At 75.0% G+C, this 24,900-nt stretch carries 26 protein-coding genes and 3 tRNA genes; 16 read left to right on the plus strand and 13 right to left on the minus strand.

The window, feature by feature from the left end; all coding sequences use genetic code 11:
• The first annotated feature begins 6 nt into the window (after window positions 1–6).
• The 3 genes from QWY28_RS03735 to QWY28_RS03745 all read left to right on the plus strand — a co-directional run bounded on the left by QWY28_RS03735 (window position 7) and on the right by QWY28_RS03745 (window position 3,088).
• Window positions 7–828 (plus strand): adenylate/guanylate cyclase domain-containing protein, encoded by an 822-nt coding sequence (locus QWY28_RS03735; protein ID WP_300950958.1) that lies wholly within the window; start codon window positions 7–9, stop codon window positions 826–828.
• 138 nt (window positions 829–966) lie between these two features.
• Window positions 967–1,335: a response regulator transcription factor gene (locus QWY28_RS03740; RefSeq protein WP_300950959.1), complete on the plus strand. Its 369-nt coding sequence runs from the start codon at window positions 967–969 to the stop codon at window positions 1,333–1,335.
• A 79-nt stretch (window positions 1,336–1,414) separates the two neighbouring features.
• A complete protein-coding gene (locus QWY28_RS03745) occupies window positions 1,415–3,088 on the plus strand; it encodes an FAD-binding dehydrogenase (RefSeq protein WP_300950960.1) in 1,674 nt (557 codons plus the stop codon).
• Between the two features lie 9 nt (window positions 3,089–3,097).
• Here the strand turns inward: QWY28_RS03745 and QWY28_RS03750 are convergent, their stop codons facing one another.
• The 3 genes from QWY28_RS03750 to QWY28_RS03760 form a co-directional block, all read right to left on the minus strand.
• On the minus strand, window positions 3,098–3,892 hold the full coding sequence (locus QWY28_RS03750; protein WP_300950961.1) for an HAD-IIA family hydrolase: 795 nt from the start codon (window positions 3,890–3,892) through the stop codon (window positions 3,098–3,100).
• A gap of 32 nt (window positions 3,893–3,924) precedes the next feature.
• Entirely contained in the window at window positions 3,925–4,854 is a 930-nt protein-coding gene (locus QWY28_RS03755; RefSeq protein ID WP_300950962.1) for an alpha/beta fold hydrolase, read from the minus strand.
• A 171-nt stretch (window positions 4,855–5,025) separates the two neighbouring features.
• Entirely contained in the window at window positions 5,026–5,676 is a 651-nt protein-coding gene (locus tag QWY28_RS03760; protein ID WP_300950963.1) for a TetR/AcrR family transcriptional regulator, read from the minus strand.
• Window positions 5,677–5,729: 53 nt separating this feature from the next.
• Here QWY28_RS03760 and QWY28_RS03765 point away from each other — a divergent pair, with 53 nt between their 5' ends.
• Window positions 5,730–7,091 (plus strand): cytochrome P450, encoded by a 1,362-nt coding sequence (locus tag QWY28_RS03765; RefSeq protein WP_300950964.1) that lies wholly within the window; start codon window positions 5,730–5,732, stop codon window positions 7,089–7,091.
• 7 nt (window positions 7,092–7,098) lie between these two features.
• Here QWY28_RS03765 and QWY28_RS03770 read toward each other — a convergent pair whose 3' ends face one another.
• From QWY28_RS03770 to QWY28_RS03780, 3 genes are read right to left on the minus strand one after another with little or no spacing between them, the layout of a single operon-like run.
• Window positions 7,099–8,643: an alpha/beta hydrolase family protein gene (locus QWY28_RS03770; protein WP_300950965.1), complete on the minus strand. Its 1,545-nt coding sequence runs from the start codon at window positions 8,641–8,643 to the stop codon at window positions 7,099–7,101.
• A gap of 29 nt (window positions 8,644–8,672) precedes the next feature.
• A complete protein-coding gene (locus QWY28_RS03775; RefSeq protein WP_300950966.1) occupies window positions 8,673–9,314 on the minus strand; it encodes a 3-oxoacid CoA-transferase subunit B in 642 nt (213 codons plus the stop codon).
• The gene (locus tag QWY28_RS03780; protein ID WP_300950967.1) at window positions 9,311–10,084 is read right to left on the minus strand and encodes a CoA transferase subunit A; all 774 of its coding nucleotides are present in this window, start codon (window positions 10,082–10,084) and stop codon (window positions 9,311–9,313) included. Before QWY28_RS03780 ends, QWY28_RS03775 begins: the two co-directional genes overlap by 4 nt.
• A gap of 125 nt (window positions 10,085–10,209) precedes the next feature.
• On the opposite strand from QWY28_RS03780, the gene QWY28_RS03785 reads away from it, so the two are divergent.
• Window positions 10,210–10,980, plus strand: coding sequence for an IclR family transcriptional regulator (locus tag QWY28_RS03785; protein ID WP_300950968.1), 771 nt, complete (start codon window positions 10,210–10,212; stop codon window positions 10,978–10,980).
• A 6-nt stretch (window positions 10,981–10,986) separates the two neighbouring features.
• Here the strand turns inward: QWY28_RS03785 and QWY28_RS03790 are convergent, their stop codons facing one another.
• Window positions 10,987–12,189: a helix-turn-helix domain-containing protein gene (locus QWY28_RS03790; protein ID WP_300950969.1), complete on the minus strand. Its 1,203-nt coding sequence runs from the start codon at window positions 12,187–12,189 to the stop codon at window positions 10,987–10,989.
• An 81-nt stretch (window positions 12,190–12,270) separates the two neighbouring features.
• On the opposite strand from QWY28_RS03790, the gene QWY28_RS03795 reads away from it, so the two are divergent.
• The 4 genes from QWY28_RS03795 to QWY28_RS03810 are packed head-to-tail and all read left to right on the plus strand — an operon-like array spanning window position 12,271 to window position 16,566.
• Window positions 12,271–13,653, plus strand: coding sequence for a flavin-containing monooxygenase (locus tag QWY28_RS03795; protein ID WP_300950970.1), 1,383 nt, complete (start codon window positions 12,271–12,273; stop codon window positions 13,651–13,653).
• Window positions 13,650–14,480, plus strand: a complete 831-nt coding sequence (locus QWY28_RS03800; protein ID WP_300950971.1) for an SDR family NAD(P)-dependent oxidoreductase — start codon at window positions 13,650–13,652, stop codon at window positions 14,478–14,480. The genes QWY28_RS03795 and QWY28_RS03800 overlap by 4 nt, the downstream gene beginning before the upstream one ends.
• Entirely contained in the window at window positions 14,477–15,853 is a 1,377-nt protein-coding gene (locus tag QWY28_RS03805; RefSeq protein ID WP_300950972.1) for an MFS transporter, read from the plus strand. The genes QWY28_RS03800 and QWY28_RS03805 overlap by 4 nt, the downstream gene beginning before the upstream one ends.
• Entirely contained in the window at window positions 15,853–16,566 is a 714-nt protein-coding gene (locus QWY28_RS03810) for a TSUP family transporter (protein ID WP_300951307.1), read from the plus strand. Before QWY28_RS03805 ends, QWY28_RS03810 begins: the two co-directional genes overlap by 1 nt.
• Window positions 16,567–16,645: 79 nt before the next feature.
• Here the strand turns inward: QWY28_RS03810 and QWY28_RS03815 are convergent.
• A tRNA-Arg gene (locus QWY28_RS03815) sits at window positions 16,646–16,718 on the minus strand.
• Window positions 16,719–17,047: 329 nt separating this feature from the next.
• Here QWY28_RS03815 and QWY28_RS03820 point away from each other — a divergent pair.
• The gene (locus QWY28_RS03820) at window positions 17,048–18,856 is read left to right on the plus strand and encodes a phosphoenolpyruvate carboxykinase (GTP) (RefSeq protein ID WP_300950973.1); all 1,809 of its coding nucleotides are present in this window, start codon (window positions 17,048–17,050) and stop codon (window positions 18,854–18,856) included.
• A gap of 129 nt (window positions 18,857–18,985) precedes the next feature.
• Entirely contained in the window at window positions 18,986–19,984 is a 999-nt protein-coding gene (locus tag QWY28_RS03825; RefSeq protein ID WP_300950974.1) for a phospholipase D-like domain-containing protein, read from the plus strand.
• A 159-nt stretch (window positions 19,985–20,143) separates the two neighbouring features.
• On the opposite strand, the gene QWY28_RS03830 is transcribed toward QWY28_RS03825, so the two are convergent.
• From QWY28_RS03830 to QWY28_RS03840, 3 genes are all read right to left on the minus strand, one after another.
• Window positions 20,144–20,278 (minus strand): hypothetical protein, encoded by a 135-nt coding sequence (locus QWY28_RS03830; RefSeq protein ID WP_300950975.1) that lies wholly within the window; start codon window positions 20,276–20,278, stop codon window positions 20,144–20,146.
• 227 nt (window positions 20,279–20,505) lie between these two features.
• Window positions 20,506–20,599 (minus strand) — tRNA-Ser (locus QWY28_RS03835).
• Between the two features lie 72 nt (window positions 20,600–20,671).
• Window positions 20,672–21,133, minus strand: coding sequence for a hypothetical protein (locus QWY28_RS03840; RefSeq protein WP_300950976.1), 462 nt, complete (start codon window positions 21,131–21,133; stop codon window positions 20,672–20,674).
• An 84-nt stretch (window positions 21,134–21,217) separates the two neighbouring features.
• On the opposite strand from QWY28_RS03840, the gene QWY28_RS03845 reads away from it, so the two are divergent.
• The 3 genes from QWY28_RS03845 to QWY28_RS03855 all read left to right on the plus strand — a co-directional run bounded on the left by QWY28_RS03845 (window position 21,218) and on the right by QWY28_RS03855 (window position 22,039).
• The gene (locus tag QWY28_RS03845) at window positions 21,218–21,610 is read left to right on the plus strand and encodes a hypothetical protein (RefSeq protein ID WP_300950977.1); all 393 of its coding nucleotides are present in this window, start codon (window positions 21,218–21,220) and stop codon (window positions 21,608–21,610) included.
• A 50-nt stretch (window positions 21,611–21,660) separates the two neighbouring features.
• A tRNA-Ser gene (locus QWY28_RS03850) sits at window positions 21,661–21,748 on the plus strand.
• Window positions 21,749–21,808: 60 nt separating this feature from the next.
• Window positions 21,809–22,039 (plus strand): biotin/lipoyl-binding carrier protein, encoded by a 231-nt coding sequence (locus QWY28_RS03855; RefSeq protein WP_300950978.1) that lies wholly within the window; start codon window positions 21,809–21,811, stop codon window positions 22,037–22,039.
• Between the two features lie 41 nt (window positions 22,040–22,080).
• Here QWY28_RS03855 and QWY28_RS03860 read toward each other — a convergent pair whose 3' ends face one another.
• On the minus strand, window positions 22,081–23,124 hold the full coding sequence (locus tag QWY28_RS03860) for a hypothetical protein (RefSeq protein ID WP_300950979.1): 1,044 nt from the start codon (window positions 23,122–23,124) through the stop codon (window positions 22,081–22,083).
• 11 nt (window positions 23,125–23,135) lie between these two features.
• Window positions 23,136–23,903, minus strand: a complete 768-nt coding sequence (locus QWY28_RS03865) for a carbon-nitrogen hydrolase family protein (RefSeq protein ID WP_300950980.1) — start codon at window positions 23,901–23,903, stop codon at window positions 23,136–23,138.
• Between the two features lie 44 nt (window positions 23,904–23,947).
• On the opposite strand from QWY28_RS03865, the gene mobA reads away from it, so the two are divergent.
• Together mobA and QWY28_RS03875 are read left to right on the plus strand one after the other, a co-directional pair.
• The gene (gene mobA, locus QWY28_RS03870) at window positions 23,948–24,502 is read left to right on the plus strand and encodes a molybdenum cofactor guanylyltransferase (RefSeq protein ID WP_300950981.1); all 555 of its coding nucleotides are present in this window, start codon (window positions 23,948–23,950) and stop codon (window positions 24,500–24,502) included.
• 41 nt (window positions 24,503–24,543) lie between these two features.
• Window positions 24,544–24,864 (plus strand): DUF6457 domain-containing protein, encoded by a 321-nt coding sequence (locus QWY28_RS03875; protein ID WP_300950982.1) that lies wholly within the window; start codon window positions 24,544–24,546, stop codon window positions 24,862–24,864.
• Window positions 24,865–24,900: the final 36 nt, after the last annotated feature.

The raw sequence follows: 24,900 nt of genomic DNA on the forward strand, positions 1-24,900 counted from the left end.
CTCCGCGTGGACACCTCGACGCTGCTGCTGGTCGTCGCGGTCGCGCTCGAGGGGGTGGGGCTCGCCGTGCTGCTGGGGCTGTGGCTGGGCGGCCGGCGCCGGGTGCGGTTCCTGCGCGCGAAGGTCGCGGCGCTGAGCGGCGAGCGCAAGCCGCCCCGGAGGCTGGTGCCCCGGCCCGACGAGGTGGTCAAGGCGGTGTGGGAGACCGCGGCGCTCGTGCGGGAGAAGGGCTTCGGCGGCGCGCTGCGCAGCTCGGTCGAGGACCTCGCCGGCTGGGCGCAGGTCGAGCGGCCGGACCTGGTGCGGATGGCCGGCGCCGACGGGACGGTCGCGATCCTCTTCTCCGACATCGAGGGCTCCACGGCGCTCAACGACCAGCTCGGGGACAAGGCGTTCGTCAAGCTGCTGGCCCGCCACGACCAGCTGGTCCGCAGCCGCGTCGCCCGGCACGGTGGGCACGTGGTCAAGACCCAGGGCGACGGGTTCATGGTCGCCTTCCCGACCGCCGAGGCCGCGGTGCGCTGCGCCGCGTCGGTGCAGCGCGCCCTGGACCGCGGCCGGCTCAAGGGCCGCACGCCGGTCGCCGTGCGGATCGGCGTCCACCAGGGCGACGTGGTCCACCGCGACAACGACATCTTCGGCCGCAACGTCGCGCACGCCGCCCGCGTCGCGGCGCTCGCCGCCGGCGGGGAGGTCCTCGTGAGCGGTCCCGTCGTCGACGCCCTCGCCGAGGTCGACGACCTCGTGCTCGACCAGCCCCGCGCCGTCGAGCTCAAGGGGCTCGCCGGCGAGCACCTCGTCGCCGCGGTCGACTGGTCGGTGGGCTAGCGCACCCGCCGGCGTCCGGGGCGGTCGCCGTCGTTCACCTGCGCGGTTCTGACCGGATGCAAGCGCTTGCACACGTCGCCATCGCTCAATCGGACGATTGTGGTCACCCGCGACCGCTCCCCGCGCGATCCTCGGAGCATGGCCACGGTCCTGGTCGCCGACGACGACCCCGACATCCGCTACCTCCTCGAGGTGACCCTGCAGCTCTCGGGGCACGAGGTGGTCTCCGCCGCCGACGGCCGCGAGGCGCTGCGGGTGCACGCGAAACACGACGTCGACGTGGCGGTGCTCGACGTCTCGATGCCCGACGCGACCGGGTTGGACGTCATCCGCTCGATCCGCAGCGGCGACCGCAACGCGAGCATCCCGATCGTGCTGCTCACCGCCCTGGCCCACCCCGACGACCGGGAGCGCGGCCTCGCGGCCGGCGCCGACGACTACATGACCAAGCCGTTCAGCATGCGCTCGCTGTGCTCCTGGGTCGACGCGCACGCAGCCACCCCCTGACCCGTCCCGGACCCGCCCGGACCCGCCCAGCGCCCGCCCCGTACGCCGCCGCTCGACCGGCATGGGCGAGCATGTCGCCATGGCTGACCTGACCCCGCCGCTGGACGCCGACCTCGTCGTCGTGGGAGCCGGCCTCGCCGGCCTGGTCGCGGCGGCGGAGGCCGCCGACGCGGGCCGGCGCGTGCTCCTGCTGGACCAGGAGGGCGAGCAGAACCTCGGCGGGCAGGCGTTCTGGAGCCTCGGCGGCCTGTTCCTCGTCGACAGCCCCGAGCAGCGCCGGATGGGCGTCAAGGACAGCCTCGAGCTGGCCCGCCAGGACTGGTTCGGCAGCGCGCAGTTCGACCGCCCCGAGGACCGCTGGCCGCGCGCCTGGGCCGAGGCGTACCTCCAGTTCGCCGCCGGCGAGAAGCGCGCCTGGCTGCGGCAGATGGGCCACCGGATCTTCCCCGTCGTGGGCTGGGCCGAGCGCGGCGACGGCACCGCCAGCGGCCACGGCAACTCGGTCCCCCGGTTCCACATCACCTGGGGCACCGGCCCCGGTGTCGTCGAGCCGTTCGAGCGACGGGTCCGCGAGCACGTCGCCACCGGCCGCATCCGGCTCGCCCTGCGGCACCGCGTCGACGACCTGCTCGTCGAGGGCGGCGTCGCCGTCGGCGTGCGCGGCGCCGTCCTGGAGCCGACCTCCGTCGACCGCGGCCGGCCGTCGAGCCGCACGGTCGTCGGCGACTTCGAGGCCCGCGGGGCCGCGGTGCTCGTGACGAGCGGCGGGATCGGCGGCGACCACGAGCTGGTACGCCGCAACTGGCCGGCCCGGCTCGGCACCCCGCCGCGGCGGATGGTCGCGGGCGTCCCGGCCCACGTCGACGGCCGGATGCTCCGGATCGCCCAGGACGCCGGCGCGACCGTCGTCAACCCCGACCGGATGTGGCACTACGTCGAGGGCCTGCGCAACTGGGACCCGATCTGGGAGAACCACGGCATCCGGATCCTCCCGGGGCCGTCCTCGCTGTGGCTCGACGCCGAGGGCAACCGGTTGCCGGCGCCGTACTTCCCCGGCTTCGACACCCTCGGCACGCTGCGGCACCTGCGGGCGACCGGCCACGACTACTCGTGGTTCGTGCTGACCCAGAGGATCATCGAGAAGGAGTTCGCGCTGTCGGGCTCCGAGCAGAACCCCGACCTCACCGGCAAGGACGTCCGCCTGCTGCTGTCGCGGGTCAAGAAGGGCGCGGCCGGGCCGGTCGAGGCGTTCAAGCAGCACGGCGAGGACTTCGTCGTCGCCGACACCCTCGAGGAGCTGGTCGCCGGGATGAACCGCGTCGCCGACGAGGACGTCCCGCCGATCGACGCCGCCCGGCTGCGCACCCTCGTCGAGGCCCGCGACCGCGAGATGGACAACGCCTACAGCAAGGACGCGCAGGTCACCGCGATCCGCGGGGCGCGCAGCTTCCTCGGCGACAGGCTGATCCGGGTCGCGAGCCCGCACAAGCTGCTCGACCCCGCGGCCGGCCCGCTCATCGCCGTGCGGCTCAACATCCTCTCCCGCAAGACCCTCGGCGGGCTCGAGACCGACCTCGACGGCCGCTGCCTGCGCGCCGACGGCACGCCGTACCCCGGCCTGTACGCCGCGGGCGAGGTGGCCGGCTTCGGGGGCGGCGGGATGATGGGCTACAACGCGCTCGAGGGGACGTTCCTCGGCGGCTGCCTGTTCTCCGGCCGGGTCGCCGGGCGGGCAGCGGCCGCGGCCGTCTGAGCGAGCCCGCTAGAACGCGCCGCCCCGCGCCACCGCGACCAGGTCGGCCACCGAGTCGACGACCCGCGTCGGACGGTACGGGAAGGTCTCGACCTGCTCCCGGCGGGTGGACCCCGTGGTCACCAGCACCGTGCGCAGGCCCGCCTCGAGGCCGCTGATGATGTCGGTGTCCATCCGGTCGCCGACCATCACCGCCGACTCCGAGTGCGCGTCGAGCCGGTTGAGCGCCGAGCGCATCATCAGCGGGTTCGGCTTGCCGATGAAGTACGGCGTCCGCCCGGTCGCGGTGCTGATCAGCGCGGCCACCGACCCGGTCGCCGGGAGCTTCCCCTGCTGGCTGGGCCCGCTCGGGTCGGGGTTGGTCGCGATGAACCGCGCCCCGTCGTCGATGAGCCGGATCGCCTTGGTGATCGCCTCGAAGGAGTAGGTGCGGGTCTCGCCGAGCACGACGTAGTCGGGGTCGCGGTCGGTCAGCACGTAACCGATGTCGTGCAGCGCCGTGGTCAGCCCGGCCTCGCCGACGACGTACGCCCGGCCCTCGGGGCGCTGGTCGGCGAGGAACTGCGCGGTCGCCAGGGCGGAGGTCCAGATCGCGCCCTCCGGCACGTCGATGCCGCTCGCCAGCAGCCGCGAGCGCAGGTCGCGCGGGGTGAAGATCGAGTTGTTGGTCAGCACCAGGAACGGCCGGCCCGAGGACCGGAGCGCCTCGAGGAACTCGCTCGCCCCGGGGATCGGCACCTCCTCGTGGACGAGGACGCCGTCCATGTCGGTCAGCCAGTACTCGATCGGGCGGTCCTCGCTCATGGCGCCGAGTCTGGCACCCGGGCGAGCGGCGGTCACTCCGCCAGCACGCGCCGGACGACCGCCTCGACGTCCCCGGCCGCGAGGCCACCGGCGCGGGCGGCCCGGACCGCCTCGGCCAGCCGCTCGGCCTGGGGCGGCGGCGGCGCCTCCTCGGGCCCGAGCGCGTGCTCGCGGACCAACCGGGCGACCTCCAGCGGCGCCTCGGCCGGGGCGAGGTGCGCCACGCCGTCGAGCTCGACGAAGCGGCCGTCCCGCACGCCGTCGGCCAGCTCGCGGACCTGTGCGGGAGGAGCGGGTACGTCGGCGGAGCCGCCGACCGCGAGCACCGGGACCGCGACCTCGCCCAGCCGCCCGCGGGCGTCGAAGCCGGCCAGCGCGCCGCACACCGCGGCGTACCCCTCGTCGTCGGCGTCGGTCAGCGAGCGGAGCAGCGCGGCCGCGCGCTCGGGCTCGCCCTCGACGAAGCCGGGCCCGAACCAGCGCCGGGTCGACGCCTCGACGAGCGCCTCGGTCCCGCGCTCGCGCACCGTCGCGGCGCGCTCGGACCACGACTCCGGGCTGCCGAGGCGCGCGGCGGTGCCGAGCAGGGTGGCGCTCTCGACCCGGTCGGGCGCGTCGAGCAGCAGCTGGAGCCCGACGGCGCCGCCGACCGAGACGCCGGCGTAGTGGAAGCGCGGCGCCTGGAGCGCCTGCGCCATGGTGTCGACGAGGTCGAGCACCGCGGCCGCGAGGGCGGCGACGGTCAGCGGCTCGTCGCGGCCGCCCGGCTCGGACGGACCCGGCGCGAGGCGGTGGATGCCGTGGCCCGGCAGGTCCCAGGCGACGAGCTGGAAGTCGCGCGCGAGCTCACGCGCGCAGTCGCCCCACAGGGCGCTCGCCGAGGTGCCCAGCGACGGACCGAGGACGAGGAGGGGCAGGTCGGGTCGGCCCCCGAGGCGGACGGCGGTCAGCGAGACGGTCACGCCGACAGTGTCCCGTCCGCCCGGGGGCGCGCGGCCGTCAGAGGACGAGCAGGGCCAGGACGATGACGGCGATGATCAGGGCGATGATGGCGATGGTGCGGGTGTTCATGGTTCACCTTTCTCGGGGGTGCCCGGCTGGTGCCCGCCCCCTCGGCCCCACAAACGTGCAGGTCAGCGCCGGTCCGGTCCGGTGGGCTCGACCGGGCCGCCCTCGACGAGCAGCGCGAGCACCTGCCCCATGAGGTCGTCGGGCACCGAGGCCGGGTCGACCATCCGCTCGATCGCCAGCCCGTGGGAGAGCGCCAGCAGCAGCGTGGCCATCGAGGCGGCCGGCACCGGCAGCCGGGCGCCGGCCTGCTCGGCGTGGGCGGTGATCGCGTCGGTGACGGCGGCGTGCAGCTCCCGGCGACGCTGCAGGAACGAGCCGTCGGACCGGCCGGTGCGCACCGTGCGCTGCCACAGCTCGAGGAAGAGCAGGTGCCAGTCGTGTTGCTCGTCGCTCGCGGCGGTCAGTCGGTCCCCGAGCGCCCGGGCGCGCTCGGGCAGGGTCGCCGAGGGGTCGTCGACGGCGGCGAGGCCGAGGTCGAGGTACGCCGAGACGCGGTCGTCGACGAGGGCCGCGACCAGGCCCTCCTTGCTGCCGAAGTTGGAGTAGACCGCGCCCTTGGTGAACCCGGCCGCGGCCGCCACGTCGTCGAGGCTCGCGCCGTCGATCCCCTGCCGCGCGAACGTCCGCGCCGCGGCGTCCAGCAGCGCGCGGCGCACCTCGTCGCGCGGTGGCCGGCGACGTACCTCCGCCGGGGTGGGCGGGACCGTTGACATGCGCGTGACGATACCGGAGAGTACTGGATACCGATCAGTATCCAGGAGGATCCGTGTTGCTCCGCACCGCGACCCGCCCGCTCGCGCCGCGCGCCGACGCGCTGCGCGAGGCGGCCCGCCCCGCCGTCCGGTGGGGCCTCGGCCACGCCCTGCCCAAGAGCGTCATCGGCGCGGCCGCCCGCCGGGGCGACCTGCACGGCCGGCTCATCGTGGCGAGCAGCACCAGCAGCGACGTGCCGGTCGACCTCTTCGACGCCATCCGCGCGAGCGGGCCGATCCACCGCTCGCGGTACGCGTACGTCACCGCGACCCTGCCGGTCGTCCGCGAGGTGCTCGCCAACCCCGACGTCCGCGCCGGGGTCGACCTCGGCACCGGCGCCGGCCCGCTCGGGCGGCTCGGCCGCTGGGCGCACCGGACCACGCCGATGGGGCCGCTCACGCCGCCCTCGCTCCTGGTCACCGAGCCGCCGGACCACACCCGGATGCGCAAGCTCGTCACCCGGGTGTTCTCGGTCAAGGCCGTCCAGCGGCTGCGCGACCGGACCGAGGAGATCGCGGAGGACCTGCTGACCTCCCTGGAGCAGCAGGGCCGGGGTGGCCGGCCGGTCGACCTGGTCGAGGCCTACTGCGCGCTGCTGCCCGTCACCGTCATCGCCGAGATCCTCGGCGTGCCGGACTCCGAGCGGCAGAAGGTGCTGGACTTCGGCACCGCCGCCGCGCCGAGCCTCGACCTGGGCCTGTCCTGGCGCCGGTTCCGCCGCGTCGAGGGGGCGCTGGTGTCGTTCGAGGCCTGGCTCGTCGACCACATCGACGCCAAGCGCCGCGACCCGGGCGAGGACCTGCTCAGCCAGATGGTCGCCGCGCGGGACGACGACGGTGTCGCGCTGACCGACCGCGAGCTCATCGCGACCGCCGGCCTGGTGCTCGCCGCCGGCTTCGAGACGACGGTGAACCTGCTCTCCAACGGCATCGCCCTGCTCCACGACCACCCCGACCAGCGCGCGCTGCTCCGCGACGAGCCGGACCGCTGGCCGAACGCCGTCGAGGAGGTGCTGCGGATCGACCCGCCGGTGCTGCTCACCGGCCGGACCGTCGTGCGCGACACCGAGGTCGCCGGCATGCCCGTGCCGCGCGGGGCCGTGGTGACCACGCTGCTGGCCGGCGCCAACCGCGACCCCGAGGTCTTCGCCGACCCCCACCGCTTCGACGTCACGCGCGAGAACGCCGCCGACCACGTGTCGTTCTCCGCCGGCCGGCACTTCTGCCTCGGCGCCGCGCTCGCGCGGATGGAGGGCCAGGTGGGTCTGCAGCGGATCACCGAGCGCTACCCCGACCTGCGGCTCGCACCCGGCGCCACCCGCCGCGACACCCGGATCCTCCGCGGCTTCGAGACCCTGCCGGCGTACCTCTCCTGACGCGGGCTCAGCAGCCCACGTCGGTGACGTCGCCGTCGGTCCGCCGGTCCTCCCCGCGACCCAGGTCGTAGGCCGAGCAGTAGTAGAAGCTGAGCAGGTCGTCGCGCTGCAGCCGGACAGCGCGCCGGGCGCCACCGGCCGCCGGCTCCAGGTAGCGGTACGACGTGCGCAGCAGCGCCTCGGGGCCGCCCCGGTGCTTGAGGTAGCGGTCCAGCCAGCGCTGGACGTAGACGCTGGTCAGCGCCTGGCCGTGCCGGCTCGCGGGCAGCACGAGCGGGATGTCGGTGTAGTCGAGGTGCGTCGAGGCGCGGGGCACGACGAGCATCGCGTCGTGGCGCGACGCCGCCCACCGGTCGTAGCCGGCCCTGCGCTCGCGCCGGGGGTCGGGCCCGTCCGGGGTCGGCGCCGGCACCAGCGAGGAGCCGGCGGAGAGGAGGTACGGCGCGACGGTGAACCCGTACTCCGACTGCACCGCCAGCGCCGGCACCGACGGCGTTGTCGTGTTGGTCGGCACCGACGGGATGGTCCCGCCGTCCTCGCCCGCGAACAGCTTGTCCAGCGCGACGACGGTGGCCACCCGGTCGTCGGTCCCCTGCACCTCCGAGACCGCCCGCGCACCCATCGAGTGGCCGATGATCGCCAGCCGGGTCGTGCGCCCCGGCGTTGCCGGACGCGGGTCGCGGCTGCGGTCGAAGGAGCGCCAGAAGGGGTTGAACCGATCCGGCGTGGCGCCGGCGCCAGCCGGGTTGGCGTAGGGCTTCGCTGGGGTGGAGACGAAGAAGTCGATCGCGTCCTCGGTGCCCACGACGAAGTTCGAGACCTGCTGGAACGGCACGCCCGGGCAGCCCAGCACCTCGCGGTCCCGTGGCGGCGCGAACGGGTTGCAGAACGGCAGCGCGGACAGCTGGTCGCCCTCGTGCGGCAGGGTCTCGCTGCGGCCCTGGCCCTGCACGTCGTAGGTGAGCACGACGTACCCGCGCTCGGCGAGGTCCTGCGCGAGCCAGCGGTACATCCCCTCCGAGCCCTGCACCGACCCCGGCGTGATCACGACGCCGGGGAACGGGCCGCGCACGCGCGCGCCGGTGTAGGGGTCCACCGCCCCCGGCAGGGGCCGGTAGACCGTGCCGCGCAGCAGCGCGCCGTACCGGTTGGTGAAGGAGACCTCGCGCATCCGGCCGCGCGTGCCGTCCCAGCCGGCGCGCAGCGGGTTGCCGACGTTCCACCCGGGCACGACGTTGCCGGCGGTCAGGGCGAGCCGGGTCGGCGTCGCCACCTGCGCGAGCAGCTGGGCGACCGTCGTGGCGCTGGACGCCGCGACGAGCGCCGGGAGGTACGCCGGGTCCTGCAGCTGTCCCCCGGGCCCGGTGATGCGGCCGTAGGCGTCGGCGATGTTCTGCAGGTCGCGGGCGACGTACGCCGGCGAGTGCACCTCCGGGCCGTCCTCCCCTCCCTCGGGCGCGGCGCCCGACGGGCTGGGCGCCAGCGCGGCGGTCACGCCGACCACCGTGGTCGCGAGCAGGGCCAGGGCGCGGGAGGTCCGGGTACGTCGCACGCCGGACCAACGACCGCCTCCCGCGGCGGTTACCGGAGCAGCTCGGGCTCGGTCTTCTCGCGGACCTCGTCCTCGGTGACCCCGGGCGCGAGCTCGACGAGCCGCAGCCCTCCCCCCTCGGCCGGCGGGACGACGTCGATGACCGCGAGGTCGGTGATGATCCGCTGCACCACGCCGCGGCCGGTGTAGGGCAGCGAGCACTCCTCGACGATCTTGTAGGAGCCGTCGCGCGCGACGTGCTCCATCAGCACGACGACCTTCTTCGCGCCGTGGACGAGGTCCATCGCGCCGCCCATGCCCTTGACCATCTTCCCGGGGATCATCCAGTTGGCGATGTCGCCGCGCGCGCTCACCTGCATGGCGCCGAGGATCGCGGCGTCGATCTTGCCCCCCCGGATCATCCCGAAGCTGGTGGCGGAGTCGAAGAACGACGCCCCGCGGCGCACCGTCACGGTCTCCTTGCCGGCGTTGACCAGGTCGGGGTCCTCCTCGCCCTCGAGCGGGTAGGCACCGACGCCGAGGATGCCGTTCTCCGACTGCAGCACCAGCTCGACGTCGTCGGCGACGTAGTTCGGCACCAGCGTCGGCAGCCCGATGCCGAGGTTGACGTAGGACCCGTCGGTCAGCTCCGAGGCCGCCCGCGCGGCCATCTCCTCGCGGCTCCAGCTCATGACGCGCTCCTGACCGTTCGCTTCTCGATGCGCTTGTCGGCGGCCTGCTCGGGCGTCAGCGCGACCACTCGCTGGACGAACACGCCGGGGGTGTGGACCTGGTTCGGGTCGATCTGGCCGGGCTCGACGAGCTCCTCGACCTCCGCGACGGTGACCCGGCCGCACATCGCGGCGAGCGGGTTGAAGTTGCGGGCGGCGTCCTTGTAGACGAGGTTGCCGTGCCGGTCGCCCTTCCAGGCCCGGACCAGCGCGACGTCGGCGACGATCGCGTGCTCCAGCACGAACTCCCGCGGGCCCTCCGCGGTCTCGAAGACCTGGGTCGGCTTCGGCGGGGAGGCGACCACGACGTTCCCGTCGCTGTCGTAGCGCCACGGCAGGCCGCCCTCGGCGACCTGGGTCCCGACGCCGGTCGCGGTGAAGAACGCCGGGATGCCGCTGCCGCCGGCGCGCATCCTCTCGGCGAGCGTGCCCTGCGGTGTCAGCTCGACCTCGAGCTCCCCGGCGAGGTACTGCCGGGCGAACTCGCGGTTCTCCCCGACGTACGACGCCACCATCCGCCGCAGGCGGCCGGCCGCGAGCAGCCGGCCCAGGCCCCAGTCGTCGACCCCGGCGTTGTTCGACACCGCCTCGAGGTCGTCGACACCGGCCTCGAGCAGCGCCTCGATCAGCACCGCCGGGATCCCGCACAGCCCGAACCCGCCGACCGCGACGGTCGAGCCGCTCGCGACGTCCGCCACCGCCTCGGCGGCCGAACCCATCACCTTGTCCATGCGCCGATGCAACCGCGCGGGCCGCGGGCCGGCAACCGCCTCGCGGGAACTGCCCGCGACGTGCTCGGCCGGCGGACGGGTAGCGTTCCGCGCGTCCACCTGGTGAACGCCCCCGAGGAGCGCGCGTGGCCACTGTCGAGCTGGTCGGCAAGGCGACCGCGGTCCTGCGCGCGGTCGCCGCGTGCGAGCCGTCCGGCGCCTCGACCACGGAGGTCGCCCGGCGCACCGGCCTCCCCCGGGCCACCGCCCACCGGCTGCTGCACGCCCTCGCCGACGAGGGGTTCCTCGACCGTGCCGTCGACGCCCGGTGGACGCTCGGACCGGAGGCCTACCTCCTCGGCGTGGCCGCGGCGCCGCGCCACGACGTCTCGGCCCGGGCCCAGCCCGTCGTCCGCGAGCTGGCGCTGGCCACGGGCGAGAGCGCCTTCTACTCGGTGCGGCGGGGCGCGGAGACCGTGTGCCTGATCGCCGAGGAGGGCAGTTTCCCGCTGCGCTCGCACGTCCTCCACGTGGGCAAGCGCTTCCCCCTCGGCGTCGCCTCCGCGGGGCTGATCATCCTGGCGCTCGTCCCCGAGCCCGAGGCGGCTCGCCACCTCGAGCACGCCGACCTCGCGGCGCACCACGGCCCGGCCCACGCGACCCCCGCCCTCGCCGACCGCCTCGCCGAGGCCCGGCGGGTCGGCTACGCGGTCAACCCCGGACTGGTCGTCGAGGGCAGCTGGGGCCTCGCGGCCGCCGTCCTCGACGACCGCGGGCGTCCGGTCGGCGCCCTCTCGCTCACCGGCGTCGAGAGCCGGTTCCCCGCCTCCCGGGTGCCCGAGCTCGGCGCGCTGCTCATGCGCGCAGCCCACCGGCTCGGCACCGACGCGCCGCCGTCGGGCGCCCGGGCCCGGTAGGAACGCCTAGCTCGGGTCCCCGTCCGTCCAGGCCCGGCACAGCCACCACGCCGTCACGCCGCCGAAGGTGGAGTGCGGGTCGATGCCGGTCACGGCGGCGAAGCGCTGCACGCGGTTGCGGACGGTGTTCTCGTGGACGTACAGGTCGCGGGCCACCTGCGCGGCGTCGCGGTCGGCCTCCAGCCAGGCGCGCACGGTCCGGGCGATCGCCGCGGCGGGGGCGCCGAGCGCGGTGCGTGCCGCGCGGTGGTGCGCGGCGAGGGCGCCCCCGAGGTCGGTCCGGGACAGCACGGCGACGACCGGGGCGACCTCGGCGATGTGGACGGGGCCGACCAGCCCGGTGACCTCCGCGGCCGGGACGGCCGCCACGGCCGAGCGGTGCGCGAGCCCGAGCTCCTCGGCCACGACCGGTCCGGCCATGCCGACCACCTGGCGCGGTCCCCGGGCCCGGAACGTCGGGCGGCCGGGCACCACCGCGACCAGCGTGTCCCCCACCAGGGCCGCGATGCCGGGTCCGGCACCGTCGACCAGCCGCCGCAGGGCGGCGGTGGCGTCGGTGTCGCCGGGACGGGTCACCAGCACCCACAGGCCGGCGCCGGCCGGGAACCCCCGCTCGGCAGCGGCGAGGGTCGCCGCCGAGCCTCCCTCCAGCAGGCGGCGCACCGACTCGGTGTCGCGGTCCCAGGCGTCGTGGTGACGCGGCGCGTCCCGGTGGGCACGGATCAGCCGGGACCGCACGGCGTCGGCCCAGTCGTCGTACAGCTCGCGCGCGTCGAGCAGCCGCTCGGCCGGGATGGCCGCCGCCTCGGCCAGCTCGCGGGCCCGCGCCCAGATGGCGCGCTCGGAGATCCGCACCGAGCCGAGCACCACCTCGATCGGGATGCCCTGCCGCGCACGGGTGACGGCGAGCTGCTCGACGACCGTCAGCTCGGCCTCGGTCGGCGCCCGCCGCCCGACCAGGGCGCGGGCGGCGGCGGTCAGCAGCACCCGGGTGTGACCGGTGATGTCGGAGACCGGCAGGGTCGCCGACTCCTGGACGTGCCCGCGGACCGCCGCGACGACCTGCGGGAGCAGCTCCTCGTCGGCGAGGACCCGCTCGACCAGGTCGACGAACGCCTGCCACTCCCGGTCCTCCGCCACGTCGTGATGGTCGCGCACCTTGTGGCCGGCCACAACCGAGCGGCCCAGGTCGGTGACGAGCGCCAGCACCGGCCGCCTGCCGGCGGCCTAGCGTTGTGCCCGTCACCACGGAGTGGCCCCGATCACTCCCCGCGAACAGGAGCACACACCATGCGCACGTCCCCTCGCGTCGCCGTGGTCGGCGCCGGCGCTGCCGGCCTGGCCACCACGAAGGCGCTGCTCGACGTCGGAGCCGACGTCGTGACCTACGAGAAGGGCGATCGTCCCGGCGGCCTGTGGGACCAGCGCAACAGCAGCGGTCTCTCCCCGGCCTACGACTCGCTCCACCTCAACACCAGCAGGGGCCGCACCCAGTTCGCCGACTTCCCGATGCCGGCCGACTGGGTCGACTACCCGTCGGCCTCGCTGGTGGCGGGCTACCTCGCCGACTACGCCGACACCTTCGGCGTGACCGAACGGATCCGGTTCTCGACAGCCGTCGCCGGCGTCGAGCGCGAGGAGTCCGGCCCCGCGCGCGGGACCTGGCGCGTCACCACCGAGGACGGCGCGACGGAGCGGTACGACGCCGTCGTCGTCGCCAACGGCCACAACTGGGACCCCCGCTGGCCGACGCCGGGCTACCCCGGCACGTTCGACGGCACCCAGGTGCACGCCCACGACTACCGCGACGCCGAGGCCTTCCGCGACCGCCACGTGCTGGTCGTCGGCATGGGCAACTCCGCGATGGACATCGCCGTCGACGCGTCGTACGTCGCGGCCTCGCCGGTGCTGCTGTCGGCCCGCCACGGCGTGCACATCGTGCCCAAGTACCTCTTCGGCCGCCCCGCCGACGCCACCGGCGGCGCGATCTCCGGCCTGCCGTGGCGGCTGCGGCAGCGGCTGGCCGAGACCATGCTCCGCATCGCCGTCGGCCGGCCCGAGGACTACGGCCTGCCCGCGCCGGCCGGCGGCCTGTTCCAGAACCACCCGACGATCAGCGACACGATCCTGCACCGGCTCACCCACGGCGAGGTCGTGCCGCGCCCCGGGATCGAGCGGCTCGACGGCGACCGGGTGGTGTTCACCGACGGCCGCGCCGACCGCGTCGACACGATCGTGTGGGCGACCGGCTACCGCGTCACCATCCCGTTCCTCTCCGAGCGCTGGCTCGGCCCCGACCCCGAGCGGCTGCAGCTGCACCACCGCGTCTTCCACCTCGAGGACCCGAGCCTGGCGTTCGTCGGCCTCATGCAGTCCACCGGCGCCGCCCTCCCGGTCGTCGAGGCGCAGGCCACGCTCGTCGCGGCCCACCTCGGCGGCTCCTACGCCCTCCCCGACGCGACCGAGCGGCGCGCGCTCGCCGCCCGCGCGCTGCGCGACGCCCGCGCCCGGTGGGGGGAGAAGCGCCCCGCGATGCGCATCGACTTCGACGCCTACGTCGCGTCGGTCCCCCGCGAGCTCGCGGCGGGCCGGCAGCGACTGACCAGCGGCGCTCACCCGTTCGAGCCGTCCGCCACCACCACCGCCACCACCACCGACGAGGTCCTCGCATGAACCTGCGTGACGCCACCGGCCTCCGCGTCCTGGTCACGGGCGCCTCCGGCACCTTCGGCCGGGCGCTCGCCGCCGACCTGACCGCCCGCGGCGCACACGTCGTCGGGCTCGACGTCGCGCCGCGGCCCGACGACCCGGTCCCCGTCATCGCCTGCGACCTGACCGACGACGACGCCGTGCCCGTGGCGGTCGCCGCGGCGCTGGAGCAGCTCGGCGGGCTCGACCTGCTGGTCAACAACGCGGGCATCGGCGGCCCCGCGCCGGCCGAGCTGCCGCCGGGCGAGGAGGTCCGGCGCCAGCTCGACATCAACCTGCTCGGCGCCTGGCGGGTCACCGCGGCCTGCGTGCCGGCGCTCGTCGACTCCCGCGGCCGCGTGGTCATGGTGGCCTCGCGGATGGCGGCCATGCAGCTGCCGCTCGCCGCGGCGTACGGCGCCTCCAAGCGCGCCCTCGTCGCCTACGCCGACGCCCTCCGGCTCGAGCTCGGCACGCACGTCGGTGTCTCCTGCGTCTACCCCTCCGCCGTGCGCAGCCCGATCCACGACTCGACGGCGCAGGCCGGGCTGTCCCTGGAGGGGATGAGCTCCTACGAGCCGCTCGAGGGCGTCGTCGACGCCGTGGTCCGCGCGGCCCTGTCGCCGCGGGCGCCCCGCGACGTGCCCACCACCCGCCGAGGAGCGGTGGAGCTGTTCCTGGCCCGCCACCTGCCCGCGCTGACCGACCGGATCGTCGCCCGCACGTTCTCCTCCCGGATCCGTGCGGGGGCCTTCGGCGACGCCGCGCTCGCCGCCCCCGCCGTGGCGCGGCACGCCGAGGCCGGGTCGTGACCGCCACCGCACCGGTCCCGCCCGGCGCCGGCACGCAGGTCACGGACGAGGAGTCGGCCCGCGCGGGGCGCGGGCCCCTGGTGCAGTACGCCACCGGCTCGCTCGGCATGGGCGCCTGGGTGACGGTCCCGGGACTGCTCCTCCTCTACTTCCTCACCCACACCCTCGGCGTCTCGCCGCTGGTCGCCGGCCTGGCGCTGCTGGTGCCCAAGATCGTCGACGCCGTCCTGCACCCGCTCCTCGGGACGTGGTCGGACCGGCAGGCCGGCCGGCGCGGCCACCGCCGCGGCATGATGCGCTGGGGCCTGCTGCTCGGCGGCGCGATGCTGGCCATGTTCACCGTGCCCGGTGACCTGCACGGGACGCCGGCCGCGCTGTGGGTCGCCGGCTGGTACGTCGTCGGGAACGTGCTCTTCGCGGCGTTCCAGGTGCCCTACCTCACGACCCCCTCGGACCTGCGGGTCGGCTACCACGAACGCACCCGCGTCTTCATGGTGCGGATGGTCCTGCTGACGGTCGGGCTCCTCCTCGCCGGCGTCCTGGCGCCGGTGCTGGTCTCCGACGAGCAGCGCGGCAGCTACACCCGGATGGCGCTCGTCTTCGCCGTCCTCATGCTGGGGACCGCCTGGGTCGCGGTGCGCGGCGTGCGGGGCCTCAACGACACCTGCGGCTTCCGGGCGCCGACCCCGCACGCGCAGTCCGCCCTGGCCGACCTCCGGCTGGCCTGGCGCGACCGGGACTTCCGCCTGCTGGTGCTCTCCTACCTCTTCACCGGTGCGACGACGCACCTCGTCCTCGCGGCCGTGCCGTTCTACGCCGAGCACGTGCTCGGCCGCTCCGGACTGACCGCCGTCCTGATGGGGGCGTTCCTCGCACCGGCGATCGTCACCTCGCCGCTGTGGCTGCGCGTCTCCGGGCGGATCGGCAAGCACCGCGGGCTGCTGCTCGCGCAGCTGATGTTCGTGCTCGGCACCGTGGCGCTCCTCGCCGGCGACCACGTGCCGACCGCGGTCACCGTCGTGGTCGTCGTCCTCCTCGGCACGTCCTTCGCCGGCCTGCAGCTGCTGGCGTTCTCGATGGTGCCCGATGCGGTGGCCGCCGCCGAGCGCCGGGGCGAGTCGCGCGCCGGCGCGTACACCGGCGTGTGGACGGCCACCGAGGCGGTCGGCACCGCCGTCGGGCCCTACGTCTACTCCGCCGCCCTCGCGCTGGGTGGCTTCGCGGCCTCGGTGGACGGGGAGAGCGTGCCGCAGACGGCGACCGCCGTCCGCGCGGTGCTCCTCGGGTTCACCGCCGTCCCGGCGGTCCTCATGACCCTCGCGTGGCTCATCCAGCGCCGCTGCGCCCTCGACGCCCCCACCGCGCGGAGGTGATGGCCGACCCGGGCTCGGTCGCGACGCTCGTCGCGCTCGCCGCCATCGTGGTGGGTGCGATCGCGCAGGCCGCGACCGGCATGGGCTTCTCCCTCGTCGTCGCCCCCTGCCTCTCCGCCGTCCTGGGGCCGCGCGACGGCGTCGTCGTGACGCTGGTGCTGGCCGCCCTGTCCTCGGTCGCCCCGCTGTGGGGCAACCGCGCCCATGTCGACCCCCGCGCGGTCGCCCGCCTCCTGGTCCCGACCCTGGCGTTCACCCCGGTCGCGGCCTGGGTGGTCCACGACGTCGACACGCGCTGGCTCGCGCTCGGCGGCGGCGTCGGGGTCATCCTCGCGACGCTCCTGCTCGCCAGCGGCCTGCGCTCCCCGTGGCTCCGCCGCCGCGGGGCGACCGTCGGGGTCGGGGCCGCCAGCGCCGCGCTCAACGTGGTCGGCGGCGTCGGCGGACCACCGGTCGGCCTCTACGTGGCCAACGCCGGCTGGGAGCCGCGCACCGCCCGCGGCACGCTCCAGGCGTTCTTCGGCGTGCAGAACATCGTCACCGCCCTGGTCCTCGGCCTCGTGCTGCCCGACCCGGCACAGCTCGCTGCGCTCGTGCTCGGGACGGCCGCGGGGCTGCTGCTCGCCGGGCGGATGGGCGTCACGACCGTGCGCGCCGGCATCCTGGCCGTCTCGTTCATCGGCGGCGTCTGGCTCGTGACCGGGACCGTCTGAGCCGCGGGCCCCCACCCGACGTACGGGTGGAGAACACGAGAGCCGCAGGTCGGTGGACTGACCTGCGGCTCTCGATCTGCGCGCCCGTAGGGATTCGAACCCCAAACCTTCTGATCCGTAGTCAGATGCTCTATCCGTTGAGCTACGGGCGCCCGTCCACCTCGCGGCGGACAAGGGAAGACCTTAGCCGACGACAGCGGCGAAGCCGAAATCTGGAGGGGCCCGCGACCGCGGTGTGACCTGGCCCACCAACCGTTGAACGATCCAATAGTGACCCCCAGAGGCCGGGGGTACATTCAGCGGACCGGAGGCCCCGGCGCATCCTCGCCGACCCCGGTGACCCACAGAAGTCGCCGACAACGACGCCGCGCGATCCACAGCAACTCCACGACACACCGTCGATACGCTCGACGGCCGGCGGCGCCTCCGCCCGAGCGGGGCGGCCACCGCGAATGCGCGAGAGGGAACGGAACTCAAGGTTATGACCGCCGAGACGCAGGCACCGACCACCCACCGAGGCATCGCCGACTTCGTCGAGAAGTGGGCCGCGATCATGCAGCCGGACAGCATCCACTGGTGCACCGGTGACGACCAGGAGTGGGACGAGCTGACCCGAGCGCTCGAGTCCACCGGCACCTTCACGCGGCTCAACCCGCAGCTGAAGCCGAACTCCTTCTACGCCGCCTCCGACCCGATCGACGTCGCGCGCGTCGAGGACCGGACCTACATCTGCTCGGTCGAGGAGAAGGACGCGGGGCCGACCAACAACTGGATGGCCCCCGACGAGATGAAGACCCTCATGAACGGCCTCTACGAGGGCTGCATGAAGGGCCGCACGATGTACGTCATCCCCTTCGTCATGGGCCACCTCGAGTCCGAGCGCCCGATGTTCGGCATCGAGATCACCGACTCGGCGTACGTCACCGCCTCGATGCGCGTCATGGCCCGCATGGGCACCAACGTCCTGCGCCGCATGGAGGAGCTCGACGCCGACTTCGTCGAGGCCGTCCACTCCGTCGGGCACCCCCTCGCCGAGGGCGAGAAGGACGTCGCCTGGCCGTGCAACGACACCAAGTACATCGTGCACTTCCCCGAGGAGCGGGGCATCTGGTCCTTCGGCTCCGGGTACGGCGGCAACGCGCTGCTGGGCAAGAAGTGCTACGCGCTGCGCATCGCGAGCGTCATGGCCCGCGACGAGGGCTGGCTCGCCGAGCACATGCTGATCCTCAAGCTGACCAGCCCCCAGGGCGTCGTGAAGTACATCGCCGCCGCGTTCCCGAGCGCCTGCGGCAAGACCAACCTCGCCATGCTGGAGCCGACCATCCCCGGATGGAAGGTCGAGACCCTCGGCGACGACATCGCCTGGATGCGGGTCGGCGAGGACGGCCGCCTGTGGGCGGTCAACCCCGAGTACGGCTTCTTCGGCGTCGCGCCGGGCACGAACTACCACACCAACCCGAACGCGATGAAGACCATCGAGAAGGGCAACTCGGTCTTCACCAACGTCGCGCTCACCGAGGACGGCGACGTCTGGTGGGAGGGCCTGGAGAACCCGCCGGCCAAGGCGACCTCGTGGAAGGGCGAGCCGTGGACCCCCGAGTCCGAGGAGCTCTCCAGCCACCCGAACAGCCGCTACTGCACGCCGATCAAGCAGTGCGACATCCTCGCGGACGAGTACGACGACCCGCGCGGCGTCCCGATCGACGCGATCCTCTTTGGCGGCCGCCGCAAGACGACCGTCCCGCTGGTCTTCGAGGCCCGCGACTGGACCCACGGCACCTTCCTCGGCGCGACGCTCTCCTCGGAGACCACCGCCGCCGCGGTCGGCGCGGTCGGCGTCGTGCGCCGCGACCCGATGGCGATGCTGCCGTTCATCGGCTACAACGCCGGTGACTACTTCAGCCACTGGATCAACGTCGGCAAGGACAACGACGCGGCCAAGCTGCCGAAGATCTTCTACGTCAACTGGTTCCGCCGCGACGACGAGGGCGGCTTCCTGTGGCCGGGCTTCGGCGAGAACAGCCGCGTGCTGAAGTGGATCGTCGAGCGCATCGACGGCCAGGCCGCCGCCGAGGAGACCCCGATCGGCCGGGTGCCGGCGCCGGGCTCGCTCGACATCGACGGCCTCGACATGACCGAGGACGCGCTCCGCTCGGCCCTCGAGGTCGACCCGGAGGAGTGGAAGGCGGAGCTCCCGCAGATCCAGGAGTGGTTCGAGAAGTTCGGCGACGACCTGCCCGCCGTGCTCTGGACCGAGCTCGACGGCCTCAAGTCCCGCCTGGGCGCCTGAGCCGCGGCTCCACCCCGCAGCACCCCGCAGCACCCACCGAGGGCCCCCGTCCACCCGGACGGGGCCCTCGGCGCGTGTGGGAGCATGAGCCGGGTCTCGGGGCCGCAACAGGAGAGCAAGGGGAGGTCCGTGGCCGAGTACGACTCGCAGGACCGGCGGCTGTTCGAGACGGTGGCCGCGCCGCTGTACGAGGAGATGCTGACCGGGTCCGGGCTCGCCCCCGACGACCCGCGGCTCGCCCCGGACGCTCCCGACGCCGAGCCGCGGCGGGCGCTCGAGCTGCTCCTCGACCTCGGCCTGGTGCGCCGCGACACCGAGACCGACCGGTGGCTGCCGGAGGACCCGACCAGCAGCGTCGCGCGGGTCGTCTCGCCGCTGGGGCGCGAGGGCGCGCGCCTCCTCGAGGAGTCGGCCGCCTGGTCCTCGACGCTGGCCGCGCTGGGGCAGGCCTGGCGACGTACGCCGCAGGCCGCCGACGTCGGGCCCTTCACCTACCTGCGGGCCGAGGCGATCGAGCCGTTCCTCGCCGCCCTCGTCGCGGAGTGCCAGGAGGAGGCGCTCACCGCCCAGCCGCAGACCGGACGCGACCCCAAGCTCCTCGCGGTCGGCATCCGGCGCGACACCGCCCTGCTCGAGCGCGGCGCCCGGATCCGGACGCTCTACCAGCACAGCGCCCGCCGCAGCTCCGCCACCCGGGAGTACGTCGCCGAGGTGAGCGCCCGCGGCGCGGAGGTCCGCACGCTCGACGAGTTCTTCAACCGGATGATCGTCATCGACCGGCGTGTGGCGGTGATCCCCAGCGGGGACGACCTCAGCACCGCCCTGGCGGTCCGCGAGCCGTCGGTGGTCGCCTACCTCGTCGACGTCTTCGAGCGCTCCTGGGAGCGCGGGCGGCCCTTTACCAGCCGCAGCGCCACCATGCTCAAGGACATCGCCGCGGAGCAGCGGGCGATGACCCTGCGGATGCTCATCGAGGGCCATCCCGACCCGGTCTCCGCCAAGCGGCTGGGCGTCAGCCCGCGGACCTACGCCGGCTACGTGGCCGACCTGAAGAACGAGTTCGAGGCCGAGACCCGCTTCCAGCTCGGCTACACGATCGGGCAGCTCGGCCTCTCCGGCGAGGAGTGACCCCGCTCCGCCGCACGAGCGGACCTGCCCCGGAGACGCCACGAGACCGGCGACGGACGTCGCCGGTCTCGAGCGGCTCGGGCGCCGTCCTTCTTGGGGGGTGGACGACGATCGCTGCTACCGGGGGGAGGGGCAGCGTCCCGAGCGGGTCTGCAGGGTCTACCTCCCGGCCGTGGGGGCGATCCGGTAGCCCCACGTGGTGTCGGCCTGGGCCGCCGGCGCGGAGACCGCGAGGAGACCGAAGCTGACGGCGGCTGCGGCGAACGTGATGCCGACCTTGCGAGCGAAGTTCATGAGTCCCACCTCTGTGTCCTGAGTCCCGACCCCCGTGCCGGCGTCGGAACCTCAGTCTGACCCGGTCGCGCGCGGCCGACTCCCCGCGGGTTGGCTCAGAAATGTGCATTGCACGAACGTGCAGTCGGCGGGCAGCACGACAGCCGCCGCCGCTCGGGGGAGGGACGCGCCGCAGGCACCGTAGTGCAGACGACCCCCGCGCGGATCGAACCGCGCGGGGGCCGGGCTGGCGGAGGCGGCGGGATTTGAACCCGCGAGAGGGTTGTAGCCCTCAACCCGCTTAGCAGGCGGGCGCCATAGACCGGACTAGGCGACGCCTCCTCGACAGCGCGCACAGGCTACAAGGCCCCGCACCGCTGCGGCCAATCAGGGGCCCGGCCGGGCACCTGTGGCTCAGAACGGGCGCAGGCCCTCGCCGTGGCGCAGCCGCACCTGCAGCTCGCGGACCAGCGCGTCGCCGTCGGCCGCCAGGACGTCGACGGGGATCGTCGTGGCGCTCCCGTCGACCAGGCGCAGGACCACGCAGCGGATCCCGCGCGGCGAGGCCGTCGACACCTCCTGCACCTGGGTCCAGGCCGCCTGCTTCGTGCCGGCCCCGCGCACCATCCGGACGCGGTACCCGGCGTCGTCGAACCGCACGACCGCGAGGCCGGCGCGCAGCCACCACGCCAGGGCCAGCACGCCGAGCAGCCCCGCCGCGGCGAGCACCACCACGGCGTCGCCGGGCAGGCCGGCGAAGGAGACCAACGCGGTCCCGACCAGCACCAGCACCGCGAGCAGGACGAGCGCCAGGCCGACGAACCGGGCGGCCACGGACGGGGCGAGGCGGTAGCGGGTCGGCGCGGCGTCGGGCATGCCCCCGATTGTCCTCCAGCCCCTTGTCGCCCGGGGCCGCCGGGTCCATGCTCGAAGCCCGCGCCCCGTCCTCGGGAGGTCGTCATGACGCTCGCCGCCCAGCCCGCCCCCGCCGTCGGCCTCGAGCACGCGCTCGCCGGCCTCGTCGCGGCCGCCTCCCCGCCGCAGGGCACCTCCTCCGGCGCGTGGCGCTGGCAGGTGCACCGGCGGATGGGCGCGGTCCGCGACGCGCTCGTAGCCGAGGTCGGCGGCCAGTCCGAGGCGTGGCTGGCCGCGCGCGGCGGCACGACCTCCCGGGAGCGCGGCACGCTGCTCGCCCGGCTCGGCACCACCGGCGCGCACGTCCTCGCCGACGGCGACGCACCCGTCGTACGTCGCGAGCTCGACCGGCTGCTGGTCGACCTCGGCCGCCACGTCCAGCGCCTGCACGACCTGGCCTACGACGAGGTCGAGCTGGAGCTCGGCGGCTCGGACTAGCCGTCTCCTACACTCCTCCCGTCGGACCGGCGCACAGCGGCGGCCGGCACGGAGGGGTGCCGGAGTGGCCGATCGGAACCGCCTTGAAAGCGGTCGTAGGGAGACCTACCGCGGGTTCGAATCCCGCCCCCTCTGCCAGGAACGGCCCGGTCGCGACCGATGCGCGGGTACCCCCCGGTAACGGCTAGCGTCGCCAGCATGCCCCGGGAGCAGGTCAGCGAGATCGTCGCCGAGATGGTCGCCAACGTCATGTCGGTGGTCGTCGAGCCCGGCGCCGCCGTCGCCCCCGGCGACACCGTGGTGCTGCTGGAGTCGATGAAGATGGAGATCCCGGTCGTCGTCGAGCACGCCGGGACCGTCCGCGCGGTCAAGGTCGCCGCCGGCGACGTCGTCCAGGAGGGCGACGTCCTGCTCGAGGTCCTGCTCTAGCCGGGTCGGCCGCGGGTCGGCTGCGGGTCGGCTGCGGGTCGTCAGAGGAGCGCGTCGGTGCGGCGCGGCTCCGGGCGCCCGGCCGCGGCCTCCTCGGCTCGCCGCGAGCGCCGGCCACGGGGTCCGGTCAGCGCGAGGTCGGCGCGGATGACGGCGTACCCCAGCAGCAGCCCGACCACGGCGCCGTACAGGACCGAGAGCGTGCACTCCAGCAGCGAGATCGACGGGTTGGCCAGCGCGTTGGCGACCGGCGCGGTGGCGCAGACCCCGAACGCGCAGACCCACCAGCCCTGACGGCGGCGGGCGCGCATGTGGCAGCCCCAGACCAGGGCCGGGACGCCCAGGACCGTCTCGATGGGCCGCGGGAACGCGCCGAGGTTCTCGCGGCTCCAGCGGACGGCGTCGAGCAGCGAGGTGACCAGGCCGGGGGTGCCGTAGCGGCGCAGCAGCTCGGCGTAGGCCAGCGTGACCGCGAGCAGCACGGTGCCGATCAGCACGACCGCGACGCCGCGCCGGCCGAGGCCGTGCAGGCCCGCGCCGAGGCGGTGGACGAGGACGAAGGCGGCGACGAGCGCGAGGCCGAGGGTGACGTACTCGAAGCGGACCAGCGCGATCCGCGGCTCGAAGCCGACCGTCGCCAGGGCGCCGACCGCCGCGACGAGGAGCGCGAAGCCGCACTCGCGCGCCGCCTGCCGGAACCGCCGTGCCGGCACCGTCCCCATCACCGCCAGCACCGCGCTGACCACGCACGTCAGCACGGCCGCCCCGGTGCGCAGGGCCTCCTCGTCGAGCACCAGCGCGGCGGTGCCGAGCACCAGCGCCAGGCCGCTGAAGACCAGCGGCCGGCCGCCGGTGCGCGCCGCCAGCGCCCAGGTGTACGTCGTCGCGACCGCGACCGAGCCGACGCCCGGGAGCCACCCGGGGCCGACCGGCACCATGGCGGCCACCAGCGCGGCCACGGCGAGCGCGACCACGACCCAGGCGACGGTCACCTTGGTCCGGCCGCTGGGCCGTGGCAGGCCCCGCCGGGGCCGCGGCTCCGGGGGGAGCGGCTCGGCGCGACGGCGGGGGGCGGTGCGGGGCACGGCGGGCAACGTTACAGACGACGGTTGGCCAGCGAGGGGTTGGTCCGACGGGCCTGCTCGAGCACCTCCGGGACCAGCTCGGCGCGCAGCACGTCGGCGCCCTCGCCGGCCTCGGCCAGCACGTCCCCCAGCGGGTCGACGACCATCGAGTGACCGCTGTAGCGCGGTCCGGGCTGCCCGCAGGCGAGCACGAAGACGGTGTTCTCGATGGCGCGGGCGCGCACCAGCGTGCGCCAGTGGTCGACCTTGCGCTCCCCCGCGACCCATGCCGCCGGGACCACGATCACCTCCGCGCCGTGGTCGACGAGCAACCGGGCCAGCTCCGGGAAGCGCAGGTCGTAGCAGGTCATCAGCCCCACCCGGGTCCCGGCGACCTCGACGACCACCGGCTCGACCTCGCCGGCGGCGAGCCGCTCGGACTCGCGGTAGCCGAAGGAGTCGTAGAGGTGCACCTTGCGGTACGCCGCCTCCGCAGCGCCGCGGGCGACGAGGGTGTTGTAGGGGCGGGCCGGGTCCGGGCCGGCCTCGAACATGCCGGCGACCACCGTCGTGCCACGTTCGGCGGCCACCCGGGCCACCTCGGCCGCGAACGGGCCGTCGACCGGCTCGGCGTACGTGCTCACGTCGGAGCCGGCCTCGCCGAAGTCGCGCGCGAAGGCCTCGGGCAGCACGACCAGGTCCGCGCCGGCCGGCACGAGCTCGGCGAGGCGGGCCCGGTTGGCGGCGGGGTCGAGGCCGGCGGCCTCCTGGACGAGGGCCACACGCAGCGGGGAGCGCACGGGCCCAGCGTGCCACCCTCGGAGCGGTGGGGGAGGATCGAGCCGTGCTCGAGAGCTTCTGCGCGGTGGTGCTCGCCGGCGGTCGCGCCGCCCGGCTCGGCGGGGCCGACAAGGCCTCGGTCGAGGTCGCCGGCCGCACCCTGCTCGCGCACGCGCTCGACGCGGTGGTCGACGCCGCGGAGGTCGTGGTCGTCGGCGACCCGGTGCCGACCGAGCGGCCGGTGACGTTCGTGCGGGAGAGCCCGCGGTACGGCGGCCCGGTCGCCGCCCTGCTCACCGGCCGGGGCGCGCTCCTGCGGCGCACGCCCACCCTCGCCGTGCTGGCCGTCGACATGCCGCACGTCACCCCGTGGACGCTCCGCCGGCTGCACGAGGCCGCCGCCGGCCGGGACGGCGCGGCGCTGGTCGGCCCCGACGGCCGCCGGCAGCTGGCGCTCGTGCTCGACGTCGCCCGGCTCGACGCCGTGCGTCCCGACCACGAGCAGCAGCACGGCGCGGCCCTGCACCGCCTCCTCGAGCCGCTGGACCTCGCCATGGTCCCGGCCGAGGGCCGCGAGCACCGCGACGTCGACAGCTGGGCGGACCTGCGCGACCTGTGAGCGGTTGCGGGCCCCGGCGGGGCTCGGTCATCGTGGGAGGCGTGAACCTCCACGACTGGATCGACGAGCTCAGCGACGTCCTCGGGGTCGAGGACGAGATGGACGAGGGCCTCGTGCTCGACCTGGCCCGCGTCGTGGCCCATGCCGTCGAGCGCCCCGCCGCGCCGGTCACCTCCTACCTGCTGGGGTACGCCGCCGGAGCGGCCGGCGCCGACGCCGAGGAGGTCGAGCGGCTGGCCGCGCGGGCCCAGCGGCTCGCGGAGTCCTGGGACCGGCCGGCCGGTGCGCCGGACCCCGACGACGTCGACGAGCCGGTCCCCGACGACGGCGCCGTCGACCACAGCGGGGACGCCCTGGACTGACGCCCCGGCCCCGCCTCGCCACGGCCCTCCTAGGGT

This window comes from Nocardioides oceani (assembly GCF_030412965.1).
Lineage (GTDB): Bacteria > Actinomycetota > Actinomycetes > Propionibacteriales > Nocardioidaceae > Nocardioides > Nocardioides oceani.

What these genes read in the sequence shown, in the direction of transcription:
- QWY28_RS03800 (WP_300950971.1), top strand. Translation starts at nt 13,650, where the DNA reads ATGAACCTGCGTGACGCCACCGGCCTCCGCGTCCTGGTCACGGGCGCC.
- QWY28_RS03845 (WP_300950977.1), top strand. Translation starts at nt 21,218, where the DNA reads ATGACGCTCGCCGCCCAGCCCGCCCCCGCCGTCGGCCTCGAGCACGCG.
- QWY28_RS03775 (WP_300950966.1), bottom strand. Translation starts at nt 9,314, where the DNA reads ATGAGCTGGAGCCGCGAGGAGATGGCCGCGCGGGCGGCCTCGGAGCTG.
- QWY28_RS03780 (WP_300950967.1), bottom strand. Translation starts at nt 10,084, where the DNA reads ATGGACAAGGTGATGGGTTCGGCCGCCGAGGCGGTGGCGGACGTCGCG.
- QWY28_RS03810 (WP_300951307.1), top strand. Translation starts at nt 15,853, where the DNA reads ATGGCCGACCCGGGCTCGGTCGCGACGCTCGTCGCGCTCGCCGCCATC.
- QWY28_RS03740 (WP_300950959.1), top strand. Translation starts at nt 967, where the DNA reads ATGGCCACGGTCCTGGTCGCCGACGACGACCCCGACATCCGCTACCTC.
- QWY28_RS03760 (WP_300950963.1), bottom strand. Translation starts at nt 5,676, where the DNA reads ATGTCAACGGTCCCGCCCACCCCGGCGGAGGTACGTCGCCGGCCACCG.
- QWY28_RS03840 (WP_300950976.1), bottom strand. Translation starts at nt 21,133, where the DNA reads ATGCCCGACGCCGCGCCGACCCGCTACCGCCTCGCCCCGTCCGTGGCC.
- QWY28_RS03820 (WP_300950973.1), top strand. Translation starts at nt 17,048, where the DNA reads ATGACCGCCGAGACGCAGGCACCGACCACCCACCGAGGCATCGCCGAC.
- QWY28_RS03750 (WP_300950961.1), bottom strand. Translation starts at nt 3,892, where the DNA reads ATGAGCGAGGACCGCCCGATCGAGTACTGGCTGACCGACATGGACGGC.
- QWY28_RS03745 (WP_300950960.1), top strand. Translation starts at nt 1,415, where the DNA reads ATGGCTGACCTGACCCCGCCGCTGGACGCCGACCTCGTCGTCGTGGGA.
- QWY28_RS03855 (WP_300950978.1), top strand. Translation starts at nt 21,809, where the DNA reads ATGCCCCGGGAGCAGGTCAGCGAGATCGTCGCCGAGATGGTCGCCAAC.
- QWY28_RS03795 (WP_300950970.1), top strand. Translation starts at nt 12,271, where the DNA reads ATGCGCACGTCCCCTCGCGTCGCCGTGGTCGGCGCCGGCGCTGCCGGC.
- QWY28_RS03830 (WP_300950975.1), bottom strand. Translation starts at nt 20,278, where the DNA reads ATGAACTTCGCTCGCAAGGTCGGCATCACGTTCGCCGCAGCCGCCGTC.